Annotated in this window: 21 protein-coding genes; 5 read left to right on the top strand and 16 right to left on the bottom strand. The window is 65.7% G+C overall.

Annotated features, from left to right (window positions below; all coding sequences use genetic code 11):
• Positions 1 to 6: 6 nt before the first annotated feature.
• From PV773_RS05625 to tpiA, 16 genes are all read right to left on the bottom strand, one after another.
• Entirely contained in the window at positions 7 to 645 is a 639-nt protein-coding gene (locus PV773_RS05625) for an SGNH/GDSL hydrolase family protein (RefSeq protein ID WP_347965390.1), read from the bottom strand.
• 75 nt (positions 646 to 720) lie between these two features.
• Positions 721 to 2,082, bottom strand: a complete 1,362-nt coding sequence (locus PV773_RS05620) for a pyruvate dehydrogenase complex dihydrolipoamide acetyltransferase (RefSeq protein ID WP_347965389.1) — start codon at positions 2,080 to 2,082, stop codon at positions 721 to 723.
• 2 nt (positions 2,083 to 2,084) lie between these two features.
• Positions 2,085 to 2,384, bottom strand: a complete 300-nt coding sequence (locus PV773_RS05615) for a hypothetical protein (RefSeq protein ID WP_347965388.1) — start codon at positions 2,382 to 2,384, stop codon at positions 2,085 to 2,087.
• Between the two features lie 9 nt (positions 2,385 to 2,393).
• A complete protein-coding gene (locus PV773_RS05610; protein ID WP_347965387.1) occupies positions 2,394 to 3,779 on the bottom strand; it encodes a pyruvate dehydrogenase complex E1 component subunit beta in 1,386 nt (461 codons plus the stop codon).
• Positions 3,780 to 3,792: 13 nt separating this feature from the next.
• Positions 3,793 to 4,830 (bottom strand): pyruvate dehydrogenase (acetyl-transferring) E1 component subunit alpha, encoded by a 1,038-nt coding sequence (pdhA, locus tag PV773_RS05605; RefSeq protein WP_347965386.1) that lies wholly within the window; start codon positions 4,828 to 4,830, stop codon positions 3,793 to 3,795.
• 177 nt (positions 4,831 to 5,007) lie between these two features.
• On the bottom strand, positions 5,008 to 5,334 hold the full coding sequence (locus tag PV773_RS05600; RefSeq protein ID WP_347965385.1) for a septum formation initiator family protein: 327 nt from the start codon (positions 5,332 to 5,334) through the stop codon (positions 5,008 to 5,010).
• Positions 5,335 to 5,470: 136 nt separating this feature from the next.
• The gene (eno, locus tag PV773_RS05595; protein ID WP_347965384.1) at positions 5,471 to 6,745 is read right to left on the bottom strand and encodes a phosphopyruvate hydratase; all 1,275 of its coding nucleotides are present in this window, start codon (positions 6,743 to 6,745) and stop codon (positions 5,471 to 5,473) included.
• 417 nt (positions 6,746 to 7,162) lie between these two features.
• Complete coding sequence (locus tag PV773_RS05590) at positions 7,163 to 7,528, bottom strand: PRC-barrel domain-containing protein (protein WP_347965383.1); 366 nt, start codon at positions 7,526 to 7,528, stop codon at positions 7,163 to 7,165.
• 95 nt (positions 7,529 to 7,623) lie between these two features.
• Positions 7,624 to 7,827, bottom strand: coding sequence for a dodecin family protein (locus tag PV773_RS05585; RefSeq protein WP_347965382.1), 204 nt, complete (start codon positions 7,825 to 7,827; stop codon positions 7,624 to 7,626).
• 107 nt (positions 7,828 to 7,934) lie between these two features.
• The gene (gene kdsA / locus PV773_RS05580; protein WP_347965381.1) at positions 7,935 to 8,768 is read right to left on the bottom strand and encodes a 3-deoxy-8-phosphooctulonate synthase; all 834 of its coding nucleotides are present in this window, start codon (positions 8,766 to 8,768) and stop codon (positions 7,935 to 7,937) included.
• A complete protein-coding gene (locus tag PV773_RS05575) occupies positions 8,765 to 9,622 on the bottom strand; it encodes a VOC family protein (protein ID WP_347965380.1) in 858 nt (285 codons plus the stop codon). Before PV773_RS05575 ends, kdsA begins: the two co-directional genes overlap by 4 nt.
• 24 nt (positions 9,623 to 9,646) lie before the next feature.
• Positions 9,647 to 10,219, bottom strand: a complete 573-nt coding sequence (locus tag PV773_RS05570; RefSeq protein WP_347965379.1) for a DUF1697 domain-containing protein — start codon at positions 10,217 to 10,219, stop codon at positions 9,647 to 9,649.
• Positions 10,220 to 10,280: 61 nt separating this feature from the next.
• Positions 10,281 to 11,909, bottom strand: a complete 1,629-nt coding sequence (locus tag PV773_RS05565) for a CTP synthase (RefSeq protein WP_347965378.1) — start codon at positions 11,907 to 11,909, stop codon at positions 10,281 to 10,283.
• Between the two features lie 181 nt (positions 11,910 to 12,090).
• Positions 12,091 to 13,077 carry a L,D-transpeptidase family protein gene (locus tag PV773_RS05560; protein WP_347965377.1) on the bottom strand — a complete coding sequence of 329 codons (987 nt, stop codon included), beginning with the start codon at positions 13,075 to 13,077 and terminating at the stop codon, positions 12,091 to 12,093.
• A 335-nt stretch (positions 13,078 to 13,412) separates the two neighbouring features.
• Positions 13,413 to 13,856, bottom strand: a complete 444-nt coding sequence (gene secG, locus PV773_RS05555; RefSeq protein ID WP_347965376.1) for a preprotein translocase subunit SecG — start codon at positions 13,854 to 13,856, stop codon at positions 13,413 to 13,415.
• 156 nt (positions 13,857 to 14,012) lie between these two features.
• Complete coding sequence (gene tpiA, locus PV773_RS05550) at positions 14,013 to 14,777, bottom strand: triose-phosphate isomerase (RefSeq protein ID WP_347965375.1); 765 nt, start codon at positions 14,775 to 14,777, stop codon at positions 14,013 to 14,015.
• A gap of 143 nt (positions 14,778 to 14,920) precedes the next feature.
• Here tpiA and PV773_RS05545 point away from each other — a divergent pair, with 143 nt between their 5' ends.
• The 5 genes from PV773_RS05545 to glp are packed head-to-tail and all read left to right on the top strand — an operon-like array spanning position 14,921 to position 20,330.
• Positions 14,921 to 16,819 carry a peptidyl-prolyl cis-trans isomerase gene (locus PV773_RS05545; RefSeq protein ID WP_347965374.1) on the top strand — a complete coding sequence of 633 codons (1,899 nt, stop codon included), beginning with the start codon at positions 14,921 to 14,923 and terminating at the stop codon, positions 16,817 to 16,819.
• Entirely contained in the window at positions 16,816 to 17,826 is a 1,011-nt protein-coding gene (gene trpD / locus PV773_RS05540; protein WP_347965373.1) for an anthranilate phosphoribosyltransferase, read from the top strand. Before PV773_RS05545 ends, trpD begins: the two co-directional genes overlap by 4 nt.
• A 1-nt stretch (position 17,827) precedes the next feature.
• Positions 17,828 to 18,643 carry an indole-3-glycerol phosphate synthase TrpC gene (gene trpC / locus PV773_RS05535; RefSeq protein ID WP_347965433.1) on the top strand — a complete coding sequence of 272 codons (816 nt, stop codon included), beginning with the start codon at positions 17,828 to 17,830 and terminating at the stop codon, positions 18,641 to 18,643.
• A gap of 1 nt (position 18,644) precedes the next feature.
• Positions 18,645 to 19,124 (top strand): cyclic pyranopterin monophosphate synthase MoaC, encoded by a 480-nt coding sequence (moaC, locus tag PV773_RS05530; protein ID WP_347965372.1) that lies wholly within the window; start codon positions 18,645 to 18,647, stop codon positions 19,122 to 19,124.
• Positions 19,125 to 20,330 (top strand): gephyrin-like molybdotransferase Glp, encoded by a 1,206-nt coding sequence (glp, locus tag PV773_RS05525; protein ID WP_347965371.1) that lies wholly within the window; start codon positions 19,125 to 19,127, stop codon positions 20,328 to 20,330.
• Positions 20,331 to 20,376 lie beyond the last annotated feature (46 nt).

Genomic DNA, 20,376 nt, shown 5'->3' with positions numbered 1-20,376 from the left:
CCAGTCCTAGAGTTCCAGCATCACGCGCACGATGGGCGCGAGCGCATGGCCTATTTTCCGTGTGTTTTCAGCGTCGAGATGCACCCCGTCGAGCGGCGTGGTGACGGCCGCCGAGCCGGCATCGAAGAAACCGCAGCCGACCTCGTCGGCAAGCTGCGCATAGAGCGGCGCGAGCTTGTGCGAGGCCTTGTCGCCGCCGGCGAACATGTCCTTGAACTCGGCATTGTCGGTACGGCTGACCGCGGGGGGCGAAACCAGCAGGATTTCGGGTGCCGTATAGTCCATGCCGTGGTCGTAGTTGCGGACGATGGACACCAGCCGCGCCATGCCCTGCTTGGCGGCCAGCGGATTGCCGTGGATCCACGGCTTCATATCGTTGGCGCCGAGCATGATGACGACGAGGTCGAGCGGTGTGTGGGTGCCGAGGATGGTCGGCAAGGCGCGCGCGCCGTTGCGGTCCGTGCCGGCAAGATGGTCGTCGAAGGCGGTGGTGCGCCCGTTCAGCCCCTCGGCGATGACCTGGACGCCCTTGCCCAGTTCCGCCTGCAGGACGCTTGGCCAGCGGTCCTCGAAGGCGTGACGGCCGGGGCCGGCGGCGTCATAGCCCCAGGTCAGCGAGTCGCCGTAGCAAAGAACGGTTTTCATGAAAGGGTCCTCGGTCGCTGCCCCCTCTGCCGCTGAAGGCGAATGCCCTCCCCGCGGACGAGGAGGGCGAATGCCTTACACCAGCATGCCCATCGGGTTTTCGATGTAGCGCTTGAAGGCGGCGAGCAGTTCGGCGCCGAGCGCGCCATCGACGGCGCGGTGATCGGTGGACAGCGTGACCGACATCATGTTGGCGATCTTGATCTCGCCGTTGCGGACGACAGCACGCTCCTCACCCGCGCCGACCGCCAGGATGGTGGCATGCGGCGGGTTGATGACGGCGGAGAAGTCCTTGATGCCGAACATGCCGAGGTTTGAGACCGCAGTCGTTCCGCCCTGGTATTCCTCGGGCTTCAGCTTGCGGTTGCGGGCCCTGCCGGCAAGATCCTTCATTTCATTGGAAATGGCCGACAGCGTCTTGATGTCGGCCTGGCGGATGATCGGGGTGATCAGCCCGCCCGGGATCGACACGGCGACGCCGACGTCGGCGTGCTTGTGCTTGACCATGGCCTGGTCGGTCCACGACACGTTGGCATCGGGCACGGCCTTGAGCGCCAGCGCCATCGCCTTGATGACCATGTCGTTGACCGAGAGCTTGTAGGCCGGAACCTCGCCCTTTTCGGTCTTGACGGCCGGTGCGGCGGCGTTGAGCTGGGCACGGAGCGCCAGCAGCGCGTCGATGTCGCAGTCGAGCGTGAGGTAGAAGTGCGGAATGGTGCTCTTCGCCTCGACCAGACGGCGCGCGATGGTCTTGCGCATGTTGTCGTGCGGGACGAGTTCGTAGCTGCTCTCTTCGAACAGCTTGAGCACCTGGTCGTCCGACATGCCCCTGGCAGCGGGTGCGGCGGCAGCCGGAGCGGCGGCCGGCGCCTTCGCGGAGGGCGCCGCCTTGGCGCCGCCACCGGCGATGGCAGCCTCGACGTCGGCCTTGACGACGCGGCCATGCGGGCCGGTGCCTGCAACCGCGCCGATGTCGACGCCGGCATCCTTGGCGATGCGGCGAGCGAGCGGCGAAGCAAAGGTACGGCCCTCGCTCGCGGCCGCAGCGCCGTTGGTGGCCGCCGGCTTCGCAGCCGGTGCGGCTGCGACCGGCGCAGGTGCCGCGGCAGGAGCCGCCTCGGGCTTCGGCGCCTCAGCCTTGGGAGCCGCGGCCTGTGCGCCGTTGCCGCCCTTGGCGGCGGCGGACGCATCCTCGCCTTCGCCGGCAAGAATGGCGATCAGCGCGTTGACCTTGACGCCTTCGGTGCCGGCCGGAACGACGATCTTGGCAACGGTGCCCTCGTCGACGGCTTCCACTTCCATCGTCGCCTTGTCGGTCTCGATCTCGGCGATCACGTCGCCGGGCGAAACCTTGTCGCCTTCCTTGACCAGCCACTTTGCGAGGTTGCCCTCTTCCATGGTCGGCGAGAGGGCCGGCATGGTAATGTTGATAGGCATTCTTAGGCCTCCTGCCGAGCAATTGCTTCGACAAGCTCAAGGCGCTTGCCGCGAACGTCTCTTCCCAAGGAATTTGCTAGTACGATTGAAAACACTAGGAAATACGCGACGAACGAGATTGCGTACGCCACGTAAACTACGACGTTGAACACCGTCTGCTCTTCCATCCCGGTCGAAAAAAGCAGGGCCGGAAGAAAAAGGCTCAAGACGCCGTTAATGACCATCCCCAGTACAATGCCTGCAAGAATGGTTTTCCAGAAGATGGACCAAGCAACGCCCCAGATTTCGCTGAGCGGGACCATAATCTCACCTCACCGATACGTGACTGCTTTGACCGCCTCGATCACTTCGCCGACATTCGGCAAAGCCAGCTTTTCGAGATTGGCGGCGTAGGGCATCGGCACATCCTTGCCGGCGATGGTGATGACGGGCGCATCGAGATGGTCGAAGGCGCGCTGCGACACCTGGTTGGCGATGAAATCGCCGACCGAGGACTGCGGGAAGCCTTCTTCGACGACCACCAGCCTGTTGGTCTTCTTGACCGAGGCGACGATGGTGTCGAGGTCGAGCGGACGGATGGTCCGGAGATCGATGATTTCGGCGTCGATGCCCATGGCGGCGAGCTCGGCCTCGGCCTTGACCGCATAGGTCATGCCGATGCCGAAGGACACGATGGTGACGTCCTTGCCCGGCTTGTGGATGCGCGCCTTGCCGATCGGCAGGACGAAATCGTCGAGCTTCGGCACGTCGAAGTGCTGGCCGTAGAGGATTTCGTTTTCGAGGAAGATAACCGGGTTCGGATCGCGGATGGCGGCCTTGAGCAGGCCCTTGGCGTCGGCGGCCGTGTAGGGCATCACGACCTTGAGGCCGGGGATGTGGCCGTACCAGGCGGCGTAGCACTGCGAGTGCTGGGCCGCGACGCGGGCCGCGGCACCGTTCGGGCCGCGGAACACGATCGGCGCGCCCATCTGGCCGCCCGACATGTACAGCGTCTTCGCCGCCGAGTTGACGATCTGGTCGATCGCCTGCATGGCGAAGTTGAAGGTCATGAACTCGACGATCGGCTTGAGGCCGGCCATCGCGGCACCGACGCCGACGCCGGCGAAGCCGTGCTCGGTGATCGGGGTGTCGACCACGCGGCGCGGGCCGAATTCCTGCAGCAGACCTTGGGTGATCTTGTAGGCGCCCTGGTACTCGGCGACCTCCTCGCCCATGATGAAGACGTCGGCGTCACGGCGCATTTCCTCGGCCATGGCGTCGCGAAGCGCCTCGCGCACCGTCATCGACACCATCTCGGTGCCGGCGGGGATGTCCGGGTCGGCAGCGACTTCGGTCTTCGGCGCGGCCGCGACGGGTGCGGCAGCCTCGCTCTTGGCAGGCGCCGGCGCAGCGGCGGCGGCAGGCGCTTCGGCCTTCGCCGGAGCGGCAGCCTTGCTGATGTCGGCCGAGCTTTCGCCGTCCTGCAGAAGCACGGCGATCGGCGTGTTGACCTTGACCCCCTCGGTGCCGGCACCGATCAGGATCTTGCCAAGCGTGCCTTCGTCGACGGCCTCGACTTCCATCGTCGCCTTGTCGGTCTCGATCTCGGCGATCACGTCGCCGGCGACGATCTTGTCGCCTTCCTTCTTCATCCACTTGGACAGATTGCCCTCTTCCATCGTCGGCGAGAGCGCAGGCATGAGAATTTCGATCGGCATCTTTCGCCCTCCCTTAGATCACGATGTCGGTCCAGAGCTCGGAAACGTCCGGCTCGGGATCGGTCTGGGCGAAATCGGCGGCATCGGCCACGATGTCGCGGACATCCTTGTCGATGGCCTTGAGGTCGTCCTCGCTCGCCCACTTCTTGGCGAGCACGCGCGCCTTGACCTGCTCGATCGGGTCATGCTCGGAGCGCATCTTCTGGACTTCGTCCTTCGAGCGGTACTTGGCGGGGTCCGACATGGAGTGGCCGCGATAGCGGTAGGTCTCCATCTCGAGGATGATCGGCCCGTTGCCCGAGCGGCACCATTCGGTCGCCATGTCGCCGGCAGCCTTGACCGCGCGCACGTCCATGCCGTCGACCTTGATGCCCGGAATCTTGAAGGAGACGCCGCGCTGCGAGAAATCCGTCTCGGCCGAAGCGCGCGTAACGGCGGTGCCCATGGCGTAGCGATTGTTCTCGATGACGTAGATCACCGGCAGCTTCCACAGCGCGGCCATGTTGAAGCTTTCGTAGACCTGGCCCTGGTTGGCCGCGCCGTCGCCGAAATAGGTCACGGACACATTCGGGTTCTCGCGGTAGCGGTTGGCGAAGGCGAGGCCCGTGCCGAGCGAAACCTGGGCGCCGACGATGCCGTGGCCGCCATAGAAGTGCTTTTCCTTGGAGAACATGTGCATGGAGCCGCCCTTGCCTTTCGACAAGCCGCCCCGGCGCCCGGTGAGTTCCGCCATGACGCCACGCGCGGACAGGCCCATGGCAATCATGTGGCCGTGGTCGCGATAGGCGGTGATCATCTGGTCGCCTTCGATCAGCGACATCTGCAGGCCGGTGACGACCGCTTCCTGACCGATATAGAGGTGGCAGAAGCCACCGATGAAGCCCATGCCGTAGAGCTGGCCGGCCTTTTCCTCGAAGCGGCGGATGAGCAGCATCTCGCGGTAGGCGGAGAGTTCCTGCTCTTTTGAGAATTCGGTTGGCTTGGGTGCTACCGGACCCGATTTAGAATCTGACTTGGCTTTGGCGGGCGCACGTTTCGCGGCTGTAGCCATGCATCACTCCCTTGATCGTCTCTTTACGGACATTGGAGGAGATCATGCATTGCCCTCCTCTCCATGTAGTTGACGCTAGCACGGAGGATGCCCTTACGCCATGCGGAAAAATGCATAGCAGGCATGCGGTTAAGGGCCTAGAATTGCTGGATTTCTTGGCGATTAACTGACTTCGAGTTAATTCGCGCGCGCGAACGGCCGCATGATCGTCAGCTCGTCGGCACCGGACACATTGAGCGTCCTGCGCGCCTGTTCGTCAAGCATGTCCTTCTCGAGGCTGCCGTCATAGAGCATCTGCACCCGGCGCTCGATCTCGATCCGCTGCGCCTTGACGGTGTCGAGCCGCGCCTGCAACTCGACGGCCCGGGCCTGATAGCGGTATTTCGAATAGATGCCGAATTCGCCGTTATAGGCGTGGAAGCCGAAATAGGAGAGGAAGACCGCCGCAAGCGCCGGGACGATCAGGCGACCCGTATTCCTCTGCTTGTGATGGCGTGTCCACATGGCCCGTCCCCTCTTCTGTGCTCTTGTCGCTCCATTGTGCTTAATGGACGGTTACGAGCCGGGGACGCGGAAGCGTGCGCGCAACAAAAAAGGCGGGGCAGCAGCCCCGCCTCTTCCAGTCTGGATTGCAGCGATATCAGCCGCGCAGGATCGACCTTCCGGCAAAGCGCGCCTGCGGGCCGAGCTCTTCCTCGATGCGGATCAGCTGGTTGTACTTGGCGGTACGGTCCGAGCGGGCCAGCGAGCCGGTCTTGATCTGGCCGCAGTTGGTGGCGACCGCGAGATCGGCGATGGTCGAATCCTCGGTCTCGCCCGAGCGGTGCGACATGACGGCGGTGTAGCGCGCCTTGTGCGCGGTTTCGACGGCGTCGAGCGTCTCGGTCAGCGAGCCGATCTGGTTGACCTTGACTAGGATCGAGTTGGCGACGCCCATCTTGATGCCGTCGCGCAGGCGGGCCGAATTGGTGACGAACAGGTCGTCGCCGACCAGCTGCACCTTGTCGCCGCACAGGTCGGTCAGGTACTTCCAGCCTTCCCAGTCGTCCTCGGACATGCCGTCCTCGATCGAGATGATCGGGTAGTCGGCGGCGAGCTTGGCCAGGTACTTGGCCTGGGCCTTGGGGTCACGCGTCTTCTTCTCGCCTTCATAGACGTAGGCGCCGTCCTTGAAGAACTCGGTGGCAGCGCAGTCGAGCGCCAGCGCCACGTCCTCGCCCGGCTTGAAGCCGGCCTTCTCGATCGAGGCCATGACGAAATCGAGCGCGGCCTGGGCGCTCTTGAGGTTCGGCGCGAAGCCGCCCTCGTCGCCGACATTGGTGTTGTGGCCGGCTTCCTTGAGCCCCTTCTTCAGGGTGTGAAAGATTTCCGAGCCCCAGCGCACGGCATCGCGCAAGCTGGGCGCGCCGATCGGCATGATCATGAATTCCTGGAAGTCGATCGGATTGTCGGCATGGGCGCCGCCGTTGATGATGTTCATCATCGGCACCGGCAGGACGCGGGCGTTGGGGCCGCCGACATAGCGGTAGAGCGGCAGGCCCGAAGCCTCGGCCGCGGCCTTGGCGACGGCGAGCGAGACGCCGAGGATGGCGTTGGCGCCGAGGCGGCTCTTGTTGGGGGTGCCGTCCAGCTCGATCATCGTCTGGTCGATGTGGATCTGATTCTCGGCTTCCATGCCGCCGATCGCCTCGAACAGCTCACCATTGACGGCCTCGACGGCGCGCTCGACGCCCTTGCCGAGATAGCGGGGGCCGCCGTCGCGCAGTTCCATCGCCTCATGGGCGCCGGTGGATGCGCCCGAGGGCACCGCGGCGCGGCCCATCGAGCCGTCTTCGAGAACGACGTCCACCTCGACGGTGGGATTGCCGCGGCTGTCGAGAATCTCGCGACCTACGATTTCGATGATTGCAGTCATAAAGGCATCCCCGGGATCTGTGCGACTAGATGGAGCGGTTGGATTTCCGCGCCCGTCTTAGCCAAAGCAGAGGAAAAGGCAATCGCACCCGCCGAAATATCACGCAACGTCAGGCGCGGATTCACTTTCGGCGATGGCCTGTCATCATATTTCATCTCAACAGGCAGGCATCGGCCAACACTTTCGGGTAAATTGTCGGCGCGCGGGGCGAAACAGAGGGAGTTTCGCCATGAGCCAGTTGAGTGGTATCCTGAGTTTGTTCTTCATCGCCGCGGCGTTCCTTACTTCCTGCGACAGCCAGCCGCCCCCTCAGGGCTCGTCGCAGATCCGGATTATTCCGAGTACCAAGTAGCCGCAGCGCTCATCGAAAAGCCCCGCAACCGCGGGGCTTTTCTCTTTCCGGCAAGGCCGATCCCATCAATGCCAATAGGGCTCGACCTGGTAGTGGGCGAAAGAGGCATCGCGCGCCGCCCGACCGTCGTCTTCGGTCAGTTCCTTGACGGAATAGGCCGGCGCGGCCTTCAGCTGATCGGTCGAGAACGGCACCACATAGCCGCCAAGCCTCGTGTCGTAGTCCAGAGTGGACCACGGAACGGCATGATATTTCTCGCCGATGCCGAGGAAGCCGCCGAAGCCCACGACGGCGAACATGATGTCGTTGGACGTCTTCTCCAGCATGACGTCCTCGATGCTGCCGATGGATTCGCCGGCGGCGTTGTAGACATTGGTGCCGATGACCCGCGATGCGGGTATGGCTTCGGTATGGCCGGTGACAGTCGTCATGGTCCTGCTCCTGTTTGGTTACGGGATGCAGGGTTAACGATGCCCCGGCGGACAGGTTCCAGTGATTTTCGGCCGCAGACGCAGGCGCGAACGCGTCAGTCGGTGAGGATGAAGGTCACCTTCATGTTGACCCGGTAGGCGACGATCTTGCCGTTCTCGACGACGACCTTCTGGTCCTGAATCCAGGCCCCTTCCACGTTCTTCAGCGTCTTCGAGGCGCGGGCGATGCCCTCTTCGATGGCGTCCTTGAAGCTCTTGGTCGACGACGAGGTGATTTCCGTAACGCGGGCAACAGACATGGAACTCCTCCTGCTGAAATGCTCAGTCACGAGGAAAGCCTACGCCCGGCAAAAGCCGGGCTCAAGCTGGAGTTGCAGGCGGGACGCCCCGAATCCGGGGCGGCGCTTCATCCCTTGGCGATGCGGTCGAAGGCCATCAGCCGTTCGAGCAGCGCCGGCATGTCCTTGAACGGCACCATGTTGGGGCCATCCGACGAGGTCGAGTTGTCGGGATCCTCGTGCGTCTCGATGAAGACGCCGGCAACCCCGACTGCGACCGCGGCTCGCGCAAGCGTTTCGACGAAACGGCGCTCGCCGCCCGAGGTGGCGCCCTGCCCGCCCGGCTGCTGCACCGAATGGGTGGCGTCGAAGATCACGGGTGCGCCGATGTCGGCCATGATCGGCAGCGCACGCATGTCGGAGACCAGCGTATTGTAGCCGAAGGAGGCGCCGCGCTCGGTCACCAGCACGTTCGGATTGCCCGAGCCGGTGACCTTGGCGACCACGTTCTTCATGTCCCAGGGCGCCAGGAACTGGCCCTTCTTGACGTTGACGACCTTGCCGGTCCTGGCGGCGGCCACGAGCAGGTCGGTCTGGCGGCTGAGGAAGGCCGGGATCTGCAGCACGTCGACCACTTCGGCGACGATGGCGCACTGCTCCTCATTGTGGACGTCGGTGATGACGGTGACGCCGAGCTCCTTGCGCAGGTCGGCGAAGGCCGGCAGCGCAGCCTCGAGGCCGGCGCCGCGCGTGCTCGACAGAGAACTGCGGTTGGCCTTGTCGAAGCTCGACTTGTAGACGAAGCCGATGCCGAGCTTCTGGGTGAGTTCCTTGAGCTTGCCGGCCATGTCGAAGGCGTGCTGGCGCGATTCGAACTGGCACGGGCCGGCGATCAGCGACAGCGGCGCATCGTTGGCGAAGAGGGTCTTGCCGACCGTGACGTTTGCATTCGGCTTGGTCATTTCTGTTCCTCGAAGATGAAGGCTGTACCCTGCCCGGGCGCCGGCGGAATCACCAGCCGATGGTCGCTTAGATCGTGCTCGATGCCGCGACCTGCAAGGAGAGCATGCGCCGCAGCCAGATCGCCGACTGCAAAGACGATGCCGCCGAGGCGGATATTGTCGCCGCCTGCAGCGGCCCGGACGACGAAACCGGCATTGGCAAGCGCAACCTTGAAGCCGTCCGGCTTCGTCTCGGTCTTGCTGCGCGCGAGCGTCGACAGGAAGGCTGTGGCCGCCGCGGTGTCGCCCGCATCCGCTTCGACGGCGACGACCCGACGGACACCGTTTGCGTGGATTTGCAGGGCGCCGCGGTCGACCTTGGGCGCGTTGGCGCGCTCGCAGGTAAAGAAGAACGCATCGCCCGCCGGCTCGGCAGCGAAGGCGAGCCGGAACGACGCGACGTCGGCGCGCCCCGTGGCGTCGACGACGGGCCGCGAGAAATCGAGCCGCGGCCCGGCGGACAAGGCAGCCGACAAGAATTCCGCGTGGTCGGCATCGGCGTCATCACTGGCAAAGACGACCGCAGAAAAACCTTCGTCGCCATGGGCGGCACGGAACGAACGGTCGCGCGCCACAAACACGTTGCTTTCCGCAACGGCCCTGTCGGCGGCCGAGGCATCGCCCACGGCGAGCGGTTCCAGGAAGGTGCCGTCGGCGAGGTAGACGCACGCGTTGACCGTGCCGAAGGGGTGGACGCCTACCGGCGCCACGGTGAAGCCGAGCGAAGACAGGCGTGCGCGCGCGACCGCAAGGTCGGCGGTCGGCAGGACCACATGGTCGAGGGCGCGTGGCCCGGCTTGGACGTTCCTGGTCATCGGCCAGCGCTGTGCCTCAAATCGTCATTTCGCGCAAGGTTCTGGGCCGGGCCCTCCCCCGGCGACCAGCTCGCCGAGGCGGCGCACCGTGTTCCAGTTGCGCGACGTGCCGATGCCGCCGGCGCGCCTGGGCGTGAGGGCCCCGAGCAGCCTCGACGCGCCGACACTGCGCGAGAAATAGAGCCAGATGTCGCCGTTGACGGCGGCGAGTTTCTCGTCGGCAGCGACATAGGGTCGAAGCCGCTCGATGACATCAGCTGTTACCGGCTCGCGCATGACGCGCACCGCCACCTGGTCGGGATCGCGGCCGGCTTCCTCTGGAAACGGATTGGCGGCGACGAGCTTCAGCCATGCCTCGCCGTCGCGGACTATGATGTCCACATGCTTGCCGAACTTTTGCGCGAAGGCCGCTTCGAGCGACCGCTCCAGCTCGGCAACCGAGCTGCCATTGGCCTCGAAGACGAGATTTCCGGTCGCGACCAGCGTACGCGGGTTGGCGAGGCCGAGGCCGGCCGCCATGGCGCGCAGGTCGGACATGACGACGCGCCGGCCGGGGCCCAGGACGATGCTGTAGAGGAGCGCGACATAGGTGGTCATGCGCCGCGCAGACCCGGAAAGATGTTGCGCGCCGGCGAGGTCCCGTCGGCGCGCATCAAAATCAGACCAGCCGGCTCTGCTCGACGGCGGCCTCGATGAAACTCGCAAACAGCGGATGCGGCTCCAGCGGCCGGCTCTTCAGCTCCGGATGGTACTGGACGCCGATGAACCAGGGATGGTCGGGATATTCGACCGTCTCCGGCAGCACGCCGTCCGGCGACATGCCGGCGAAGACCAGGCCACACTCTTCGAGGCGATCCTTGTAGTCGATGTTGACTTCGTAGCGGTGGCGATGGCGCTCGGAAATGTCGGTGTCGCCATAGACCTCGGCGATCTTCGAGCCCGGCGTCAGCTTGGCGTCATAGGCGCCGAGCCGCATCGTGCCGCCAAGATCGCCGGTCACCTTGCGCTTCTCGAGCATGTTGCCCTTGAGCCATTCGGTCATCAGTCCGACCACCGGCTCCCTGGTGGCTCCGAACTCGGTCGACGAGGCATGCTCGATACCGGCGAGCGAGCGCGCCGCCTCGATGCAGGCCATCTGCATGCCGAAGCAGATGCCGAAATAAGGCACCTTGCGCTCGCGGGCGAATTTGGCCGCCAGGATCTTGCCTTCCGAACCACGCTCGCCGAAGCCGCCGGGCACCAGGATGCCGTGGACCTTCTCCAGGAACGGCGCGGGGTCTTCCTTCTCGAATATCTCGCTTTCGATCCAGTCGAGCTTGACCTTGACGTTGTTGGCGAGGCCGCCATGCGACAGCGCCTCGATCAGCGACTTGTAGGCGTCCTTGAGGCCCGTATACTTGCCGACGACGGCGATGGTGACCTCGCCCTCCGGGTTGTGGATGCGCTGCGACACATTCTGCCAGGCATCGAGGCGCGGCTTGGGCGCCGGGTCGATGCCGAAGGCGGCGAGCACTTCCGAATCCAGGCCTTCCTTGTGATAGGCAAGCGGCACGTCGTAGATGTGGCCGACGTCGAGCGCCTGGATGACCGCGGATTCACGCACGTTGCAGAACAGCGACAGCTTGCGGCGCTCTTCCTTGGGAATGTCGCGGTCGGCACGGACCAGGAGGATGTCGGGGGCAATGCCGATCGAGCGCAGTTCCTTGACCGAATGCTGCGTCGGCTTGGTCTTGAGCTCGCCCGCGGTCGGAATGTAGGGCATGAGCGTGAGGTGGACATAGACCGCATTGTTCCGCGGCAGGTCGTTGCCGAGCTGGCGGATGGCCTCGAGGAACGGCATCGCCTCGATGTCGCCCACCGTGCCGCCGATCTCGCAGAGCACGAAGTCGTACTCGTCGTTGCCGTCGAGGATGAAGTTCTTGATCTCGTCGGTGACGTGCGGAATGACCTGTACGGTCGCGCCGAGATAGTCGCCGCGCCGCTCGCGTTCGATGATGTTCTTGTAGATGCGGCCGGTGGTGATGTTGTCGCTCTGGTTCGCCGAACGTCCGGTGAACCGCTCATAGTGTCCGAGATCGAGGTCGGTCTCCGCCCCGTCGTCCGTCACGAACACCTCACCATGCTGGTAAGGCGACATCGTGCCGGGGTCGACGTTCAGATACGGATCGAGCTTGCGGATGCGCACGCGATAACCGCGTGCCTGCAGAAGGGCTCCGAGAGCCGCTGCGGCAATGCCTTTTCCAAGGGAAGAAACCACGCCGCCGGTGATGAAAACATATCGCGCCATGGGAGTCATCGCTTAACGCGGCCAAATCGATTCCGCCAGAGAAAAATCCGCCGCGTCGGACTTTTCCCTATCTGGCTGTTCGGTGCTGCGACCCGGAAGGAGCGCAAACAAAAAGGCCGGCGTGACCGCCGGCCCGCTCTCTTCGCTTCGGGAGGACTGCGAAAGTCGCTCCGAAACGAGCCTACATAACGATGACTTCGGTGCCCATCTTCACGCGGTTGTAGAGGTCCATGACATGGTCGTTGACCATGCGGAAGCAACCGTTCGAGGAATTGGTGCCGATCGTCTGAGGCTGGTTGGTGCCGTGGATACGGATATGGGTATCCTTCTTGCCCTGGTAAAGGTAGATGGCGCGCGCGCCGAGTGGATTGTCGGGTCCGCCGTTCATGCCGTCCTTGTACTGGCCGTATTTCTTGGGCTCGCGCTCCTGCATCTCCTTGGTCGGGATCCAGCGCGGCCATTCCTGCTTGTCGCCGACGGTGGCCTTGCCCTTGAACTCGAGACCTTCGCGTCCGACGGCGATGGCATAGCGGCGGGCGGTCGAGGACGACTCGACCAGGTAGAGGTAGCGCGCGCCGGTATCGACCACGATCTGACCGCGCTCGTAGCCCGAGAACGCCACGTCCTGCGGCTCGAAATCGGACTTCACCTTGAACTGCTTCTTCGCCTGTTTGGCCTGCAGCACGGCATCGAGCGCGCGTGTCTGCGGCAGCATCGAAGGCTGCTGCGCCGCACCGCCGAACAACCCGGCAAACAGGCCGGCCTGCTTCGGAGCCGCCGCGCTTTCGCTGCGCAGCTCGCCGCTGTTGCCGGCCGATGCGACTTCCATGGCCTCGGGCGCGAGCGGCGCAACCGGCTGCGCGACTGCCAGCGGCTTCAGATCGCGCTTGGGCGTGGGAGCGGCGGCCGGAGCAGCCGAGGCAAGCTGGGTGCTGGCCTTCTCCGCCTTCTTGACCCGGGCGAGCTCGCGCGCCTGCTCCGCCTTCTGCTTGGCGGCTTCGCGCATGGCCATCTTCTTGGCCTCGAGCATCTTCAGCCGGGCCGCTTCCTTGTCAGCCCTGATCTTGGCTTCCAGCTCGCGGATGCGCGCCAGATCGGCGTCAGTCGGCTTCTTCTTCCGCGTGAGCGCCTTCAGCTCCGAAGCGTCGCTCTTCGCTGCGATTGCCACGACGTCGCCTGCAACCTGTGGCTGCGGAGGCGCAACCGTGCCGGCCGGCGTGGCGGCGATGGCGGCCGAGCCCATGAGGGTGGCGCATAGACCTGCTAAAAGGATGCGGCGGAGCTGCATGGCGAAGAAATCCCGAACGTTCAGCGCGAAAAGAAATGCGCGGCAACGCGCGGTGCCCCCAAGGCTCCCGTCCATTCGCCGCGGTTCAGCTATAATCGAATAGCCGGAGCCGTCTCAAGGGAGACCGCTCCGGCTACACAAGGGAAATTCGAAGATTTTGCAGCATTTGCCGCAACTGTGTTCAAACAACAACAGGTTGCGGCGCCGACGGTTCGTTACTGGTTCGGAACCTGGGGCGTGGCAGGCGCGGGCGCGGGCTGCGTGGTGGTCCCGGACGCCGCAGGCGCCGTCGCCGGAGCCGCAGGCTCGGTCGTCGTGGCAGGAGCCGTCGTGCCCGACGCCGGGGCCGAGCCGCCGAGCTGATCGAGAACGCCCTTGCCGCCGGTCGTGCTGCCGCCCTGGGTGGCCGGTGCGCGGTCCAGGATGTCGATGGGCTTCTCGCCATAGCGGGCTATGATCGACAGCGTCAGCGAGGTGACGAAGAAGAGCGTGGCCAGGATCGCGGTCGCGCGTGTCAACGCGTTGGCGGCGCCACGCGCGGTCATGAAGCCCGAACCGCCGCCGATGCCGAGGCCACCGCCCTCCGAACGCTGCAGGAGCACCACGCCGACGAGCGCGAGCACGATCATCAGGTGGATGACGATGAGGATGGTTTCCATTGGGCGTCCTGGGATCTTTCCTGGCGGGATTTCGCCGGCGCGCACTCGCGCCAGGCATTCCGGAGGCGGCTCATTACAATGCTTTCACGGCTTTTCCAAGCCCGCCGCCCGAATATGGGGCGACACCCCGGCATTGCAACCGCCGCCGCCCGAAATTCAGAGCTTGCGGTAGGCCTCGGCGATGCCGAGGAAATCGGCCGCCTTGAGGCTTGCGCCGCCGACGAGGGCGCCGTCGACATTGGCAACCGCCAGCAATTCGGCGGCATTGGACGGCTTGACCGACCCACCATAGAGAATGCGCATCTTGGCCGCCGGCGCGCCCAGGAGTTCCGTCAGCCGGGCGCGGATATGGGCATGCGCCTGGGCCACGTCATCGGCGGTCGGGGTGAGCCCCGTGCCGATCGCCCAGACCGGCTCGTACGCGATCACCGAATTGGCCGGCGTCGCCGTGGTGGGGACCGAGCCGGCGACCTGCCTGGACAGCACCGAAAGCGTTGCCCCTGCCTCGCGCTCCTCGCGCGTCTCGCCGATGCATATGACGGCGACCAGGCCCGCGCGCCAGGCAGCCTCGGCCTTGGTCAGAACCACGGCGTCGCTCTCGCCATGGTCGGTCCGGCGCTCGGAATGCCCGACGATGACGTGGCTCGCGCCCGCATCCTTCAGCATTTCCGCCGAGATGTCGCCGGTATGCGCGCCGCTTTCCTTGGCGTGGCAGTCCTGGCCGCCGGCCTTGACCGGGGTGCGGTGGAGAATTTCGGCGGCCCGCGACAAAAGCGTCGCCGGCACGCAGATCAGGGATTCCGTATCGGCGTCGAGACCACCCATGAAGCCGTTGGCGATGCCTCGCAACTCGTTGAGAGATGCGCTCGTCCCGTTCATCTTCCAGTTACCGGCGACGAGTGGGCGAATTCCTGGCGTCATGTGCTCTTCCTTCGGAAACGATCTTCGTTCGGGCCCCCTCACTACCAAAAACAAGCCACAAAGCAATCGACACTGGCGCTGAAGGGCGCTATTGCGCTTCGTTCATATCAAGCGTCGCAGACGCCCGAAGACCGGAACGGAAAATGCTCGACACGCTTAGAAATGCTGCCGGAACCTGGGTAGCAAAACTTCTGCTGCTGTTGCTCGTCGTGAGCTTCGCGATCTGGGGCATTTCCGGCTCGATGCTCGGCGGCTTCGGCAGCGACAAGATCGTCACCGCCGGCAAGACCAGCGTTTCCGGCGTCGAGTACCGCCTCGCCTACGATCGCCAGATCAGCGTGCTTTCGCAGCAGTTCGGCCAGCGGCTGACGCGCGACCAGGCACGGGCCTTCGGCATCGACAACCAGGTCCTCGCCCAGCTGGTGGCCGGCGCGGTGCTGGACGAACAGGCCCGCAAGCTGGGCCTCGGCCTCTCCAAGGAAAGCCTGGCGCAGCTGACCTGGCAGGATCCGGCCTTCCAGGGGCAAGACGGCCAGTTCAACCGCCAGGCCTTCGACTTCATCCTCAGGCAGATCGGCATGCGACCCGAGGACTATCTCAAGAACCGCGCCCAGGTGGCCGTGCGCCAGCAGATCGTCGAAGCGGTTTCCGACGGCATGAAGGCCCCCGACACGCTGCTGCGCGCAGTCGCGCTCTACCGCGGCGAAGACCGCACGATCGACTACCTGGCTCTGCCCAAGTCGCTGGTCGAGCCGATCGCGGCACCCACCGACGACGTGCTCAAGGCATGGTTCGAGGAAAACAAGAAGACCTATGCGGCGCCCGAGTATCGCAAGCTGAAATATGCGAAGCTGGAGCCCGAGGACATCGTCGACCTCGGTTCGGTGACAGACGATCAGATCCGCCAGGACTACGACCAGAACAAAGCCCAGTTCACGACGCCCGAGACGCGCAAGATCGAGCAGCTGGTGTTCCCGAACGCCGAGGCCGCCAAGGCTGCGTCCGACGCGATCAAGGGCGGCGCGAGCTTCGACAAGATCGTAACCGACCAGGGCAAGACCTCACACGACGTGCTTCTCGGCAACGTGACGAAGGACAAGGTAGCCGACAAGGTCGTCGCAGATGCCGCCTTCGCCATGCAGGCCAACCAGGTCAGCGACGTTATCCAGGGCAATTTCGGCCCGGTGATCGTGCGCGTCAGCGAGATCACGCCCGCGTCGACGAAGGCGTTCGACGAGGTGAAGGACCAGATCCGCAAGGACCTGGCGCTGGCGGAAGCCAACCGCATCCTGCTAGACGTGCACGACTCCTACGAGGACGCGCGCGCGGGCGGCGAGTCGCTGCAGGCGGCGGCCGAAAAGCTGAAGCTCAAGGTCGTCACCATCGATGCCATCGACCGCGCCGGGCAGCAGCCCGACGGCAGCGTGGTCAACGGCCTGCCGGAGTCGCGCAACCTCATCGAGGCCGCCTTCGAGGCGGAGTCCGCCATCGAGAACGAGCCGCTGAACACGGGCACCAATGGCTTCGTGTTTTACGAGGTGGAAGGCATAACCCCGGCGCGCGACCGCGCGCTCGACGAGGTTCGCGAAAAGGTCGTGGCCGACTGGACCGCGGCCGAGGCGAAGAAGCGCCTCAACGAGAAGGCGGGCGAACTGGAGAAGCGGCTCAAGGACGGAGCTGCGCTCGACGTCATCGCGGGCGAACTCAAGCTCGAGAAGCAGACCAAGCGCGGCCTCAAGCGCGACACCGACGACGCCGACTTCGGCCGCGACGGCGCGGCCGCCATGTTCGCCATGGGCCAGGGCGGAACCGGCGTGATCCCCTCGCCCACCGGCGACGCCCAGATCCTGTTCAAGGTCGCCGAGGTGTTCGAGCCGGCCGGCGCCGACGCCGCCTCGGTGCCGGAGGACGTGCAGAAGACCTTCGCCTCGGGGATGTCGGACGACCTGCTCGACCAGCTCGTGGCGCAGCTGCAGAGCGAATATCAGGTCACCGTCGACCAGAACGCCATCACCCGTGCACTTGCGGTGGGGACGCCATGAGCGCGCTGAAGCCACATATCGCCAAGGTCGCGGCAGGTAGCCCGCTCACCTTCGAGGAGGCGCGGGAGGCCTTCGACATCATCATGTCGGGTGAAGCGACGCCCGGCCAGATCGGCGGCTTCCTGATGGCGCTCAGGGTGCGCGGCGAGACCGTCAGCGAAATCTCCGGCGCCGTCGCCACCATGCGCGACAAGATGCTGCGCGTCGAGGCGCCGGCGGACGCTGTCGACATCGTCGGCACGGGCGGCGACGGCTCGCACAGCGTCAACATCTCGACTGCCTCGGCCTTCGTCATTGCCGGCGCCGGCGTGCCGGTCGCCAAGCACGGCAACCGCGGCCTGTCCTCGCTCACGGGTGCCGCCGACGTGCTGACCGCGCTCGGCGTCAAGATCGACCTGACGCCAGAGGCGATCGGCCATTGCATCCACGAGGCCGGCGTCGGCTTCATGTTCGCGCCCGCTCATCATCCCGCGATGAAGCATGTCGGCCCGACTAGGGTCGAACTCGGCACCCGCACCATCTTCAACCTGCTCGGCCCTCTCTCCAATCCGGCCGGCGTCAGCCGGCAGCTGGTCGGCGTGTTCTCGCCCGAATGGGTCGAGCCCGTCGCGGAAACGCTGAAGGAACTCGGCACGGAGAGCGCCTGGGTCGTGCATGGCGACGGCTACGACGAGATCACGACCACCGGCGAAACCAGGATCGCCGCGCTGTCGGGCGGCAAGATCGGCACCTTCACCCTGACGCCCGAACAGGTGGGCCTCGCCCGCCACAGCCGCGAAGAGCTGCGCGGCGGCGATTCGGCCTACAATGCAGCTGCCCTGCGCGCCGTGCTCGAGGGCGTGCCGGGCGCCTATCGCGACACCGTGTTGATGAACGCCGGCGCGGGCCTCGTGGTAGCCGGCAAGGTCGCAACCATCGGCGAAGGGGTCGCACTGGCCGTCAAGTCGATTGACGGCGGCCGTGCCCGCGCGGTGTTCGAGCGCCTCGTCGCCGTCTCGAACGGATAGCATCATGGCCGACATCCTGCGCCGCATCGAAGCCTACAAGCGCGACGAGATCGCCGCGGCCAAGGCGCTCACGCCGCTTGCCGACCTGAAGGCACGGGCGCGCGACGTGGCCCCGCCCAGGGGGTTCCTCGCGGCGCTCGAGGCGAAGCGCAGCCAGGGCCGCTTCGGGCTGATCGCCGAGATCAAGAAGGCGAGCCCGTCAAAAGGCCTGATCCGCGCCGATTTCGATCCGCCGGCGCTCGCCCGCGCCTATGCCGAAGGCGGGGCGGCCTGCCTTTCGGTGCTGACGGACACGCCGTCCTTCCAGGGCGCGCCGGAGTTCCTGACCGCCGCCCGCGACGCCTGCACCCTGCCCGCCTTGCGCAAGGACTTCATGTTCGAGCCCTACCAGGTGCACGAAGCCCGTGCCTGGGGTGCGGACGCCATCCTCATCATCATGGCGAGCCTGACGGACGACGACGCCAGGCGGCTCGAGGAAACGGCCTTCGAACTCGGCATGGATGCGCTGATCGAGGTCCACGACGAGGCCGAGACGGAGCGGGCCCTTAAGCTCGCCTCGCGCCTGCTCGGCATCAACAACCGCAACCTGCGCAGCTTCGAGGTGAGCCTGGAGACGTCCGAGCGGCTGGCGCCGATGGTCCCGGCGGACCGCCTGCTGGTCGGCGAGAGCGGCATCTTCACCCACCAGGATTGCCTGAGGCTTGAAAAATCGGGCATCGGCGGCTTCCTCGTCGGCGAGAGCCTGATGCGCCAGGCCGACGTGGCTGCTGCCACGCGGGCGCTGCTCGAAGGCAGCCCGGTCGCGGCGAGCGCCTGACATGGCCGCCCTCACCCACATCGGCGCCACCGGCGAGGCCAACATGGTCGACGTCGGCGACAAGGCCGAAACGACCCGTACCGCGATCGCCGAGGGCACAGTGACGATGCGCCCCGAGACGCTGGCGCTGATCCTGTCCGGCAACGCCAAGAAGGGCGACGTGCTGGGCACGGCGCGCATCGCCGGCATCATGGCCGCCAAGCGCACGCACGAGCTGGTTCCCCTCTGCCATCCGATTCTCTTGACCAAGGTGTCGGTCGAGATCGAGCCGGACGAATCGCTGCCGGGCCTCAGGGTGACGGCGCTGGCGCGCGTCACCGGCAAGACCGGCGTCGAGATGGAGGCGCTGACCGCCGCCGCCGTCGCCTGCCTGACCATCTACGACATGGCCAAGGCCGCCGACCGCGGCATGGTGATCTCCGGCATCCGCCTGGTCGAGAAGACCGGCGGCAAGTCGGGCGACTACAAGGCTGTCGACTAGATGGCGCTGCTGCCGGTCGCCGACGCGCTTGAACGGCTGCTCGAAAGCGCTGCCCCGGCGGGCACGGAACGCGTCGGCCTCGACGAAGCTTCCGGACGTGTGCTTGGCACGCCGCTCCACGCCTTGCGCACCCAGCCGCCCTTCGATGCCTCGGCCATGGACGGCTATGCGGTGATCGCGCAGGACATCGCCGACCTGCCCGCCCGGCTTGCGGTGATCGGCGAGGCGGCTGCCGGGCGGCAGTTCGCAGGGAAAATCGCGCGCGGACAGGCCGTGCGCATCTTCACCGGCGCGCCGGTGCCGGCCGGCGCGGACACGGTGGTCATCCAGGAAAACGTGCGCGATCTCGGCAACTGCGAAGTCGAGGTGGTCGAGCCGACCGCGCCCGGCCGCAACATCCGCCTCAAGGGCCTCGACTTCAGCGAAGGCGACCTGATCCTCGACGCCGGCCGCCTGATGGACCCCGCCGCGCTGTCGCTCGCGGCGGCCGCCAACCATCCGACGCTCGAGGTGCAGCGCGCGCCGCTGGTCGCGATCATCGCCACCGGCGACGAACTGCTGCCGCCAGGAAGCTCGCCCGGCCCCGACCAGATCATCTCGTCCAACGCCTACGGCGTGGCGGCCATTGCCCGCTCGGTCGGCGCCCGCGTCCTCGATCTCGGCATAGCGGCCGACAAGACCGGATCGATCTCGGCACTCGTCCGGCAGGCGCTCGACGCCGAAGCCGAGGTGATCGTCACCCTCGGCGGCGCCTCGGTCGGCGACCATGACCTGGTGCACGGCGTGCTGACCGGCCTCGGCATGAAGCTCGATTTCTGGAAGATCGCCATGCGCCCGGGCAAGCCGCTGATGTTCGGACGGCTCGGTGACACCCGCTGCATCGGCCTGCCCGGCAACCCGGTGGCGAGCCTCATCTGCTCGCACCTCTTCCTGAAACCGGTTCTGGCGAAGCTCGGCGGGCGGCCCTATGCGCCGGACATCCGCGAGGCCGTGCTCGGGGCGCCCATGAAGGAAAACGACCTGCGCCAGGACTACGTGCGCGGCGTGGTGCGCAAGACCGACGCCGGCCTCGTCGCCGTGCCCTTCGGGGTCCAGGACTCGTCGATGCTGCGAACGCTGGCCGACGCCAATTGCGTCATCATCCGCGAGCCCTTCGCGGGGGCCGCCGAATCTGGCACTGGCTGCCTGGTGCTGATGCTGCGCTGAGCGCCCCTCGGCACCTTCACCAAAATTTAATCGGTTGCGGAACACA

It is taken from the genome of Mesorhizobium sp. CC13 (genome assembly GCF_039907765.1).
Taxonomy (GTDB): domain Bacteria; phylum Pseudomonadota; class Alphaproteobacteria; order Rhizobiales; family Rhizobiaceae; genus Aminobacter.
This window is presented reverse-complemented; position numbering and strand designations above follow the sequence as displayed.

Coding starts and splice junctions, on each gene's coding strand:
- PV773_RS05590 (WP_347965383.1), bottom strand. CDS start 7,528: ATGACGACTGTCACCGGCCATACCGAAGCCATACCCGCATCGCGGGTC.
- PV773_RS05610 (WP_347965387.1), bottom strand. CDS start 3,779: ATGCCGATCGAAATTCTCATGCCTGCGCTCTCGCCGACGATGGAAGAG.
- eno (WP_347965384.1), bottom strand. CDS start 6,745: ATGACTGCAATCATCGAAATCGTAGGTCGCGAGATTCTCGACAGCCGC.
- PV773_RS05615 (WP_347965388.1), bottom strand. CDS start 2,384: ATGGTCCCGCTCAGCGAAATCTGGGGCGTTGCTTGGTCCATCTTCTGG.
- PV773_RS05620 (WP_347965389.1), bottom strand. CDS start 2,082: ATGCCTATCAACATTACCATGCCGGCCCTCTCGCCGACCATGGAAGAG.
- PV773_RS05545 (WP_347965374.1), top strand. CDS start 14,921: ATGCTCGACACGCTTAGAAATGCTGCCGGAACCTGGGTAGCAAAACTT.
- tpiA (WP_347965375.1), bottom strand. CDS start 14,777: ATGACGCCAGGAATTCGCCCACTCGTCGCCGGTAACTGGAAGATGAAC.
- PV773_RS05570 (WP_347965379.1), bottom strand. CDS start 10,219: ATGACCACCTATGTCGCGCTCCTCTACAGCATCGTCCTGGGCCCCGGC.
- PV773_RS05600 (WP_347965385.1), bottom strand. CDS start 5,334: ATGTGGACACGCCATCACAAGCAGAGGAATACGGGTCGCCTGATCGTC.
- PV773_RS05565 (WP_347965378.1), bottom strand. CDS start 11,909: ATGGCGCGATATGTTTTCATCACCGGCGGCGTGGTTTCTTCCCTTGGA.
- pdhA (WP_347965386.1), bottom strand. CDS start 4,830: ATGGCTACAGCCGCGAAACGTGCGCCCGCCAAAGCCAAGTCAGATTCT.
- moaC (WP_347965372.1), top strand. CDS start 18,645: ATGGCCGCCCTCACCCACATCGGCGCCACCGGCGAGGCCAACATGGTC.
- PV773_RS05585 (WP_347965382.1), bottom strand. CDS start 7,827: ATGTCTGTTGCCCGCGTTACGGAAATCACCTCGTCGTCGACCAAGAGC.
- secG (WP_347965376.1), bottom strand. CDS start 13,856: ATGGAAACCATCCTCATCGTCATCCACCTGATGATCGTGCTCGCGCTC.
- PV773_RS05625 (WP_347965390.1), bottom strand. CDS start 645: ATGAAAACCGTTCTTTGCTACGGCGACTCGCTGACCTGGGGCTATGAC.
- glp (WP_347965371.1), top strand. CDS start 19,125: ATGGCGCTGCTGCCGGTCGCCGACGCGCTTGAACGGCTGCTCGAAAGC.
- trpD (WP_347965373.1), top strand. CDS start 16,816: ATGAGCGCGCTGAAGCCACATATCGCCAAGGTCGCGGCAGGTAGCCCG.
- PV773_RS05575 (WP_347965380.1), bottom strand. CDS start 9,622: ATGACCAGGAACGTCCAAGCCGGGCCACGCGCCCTCGACCATGTGGTC.
- kdsA (WP_347965381.1), bottom strand. CDS start 8,768: ATGACCAAGCCGAATGCAAACGTCACGGTCGGCAAGACCCTCTTCGCC.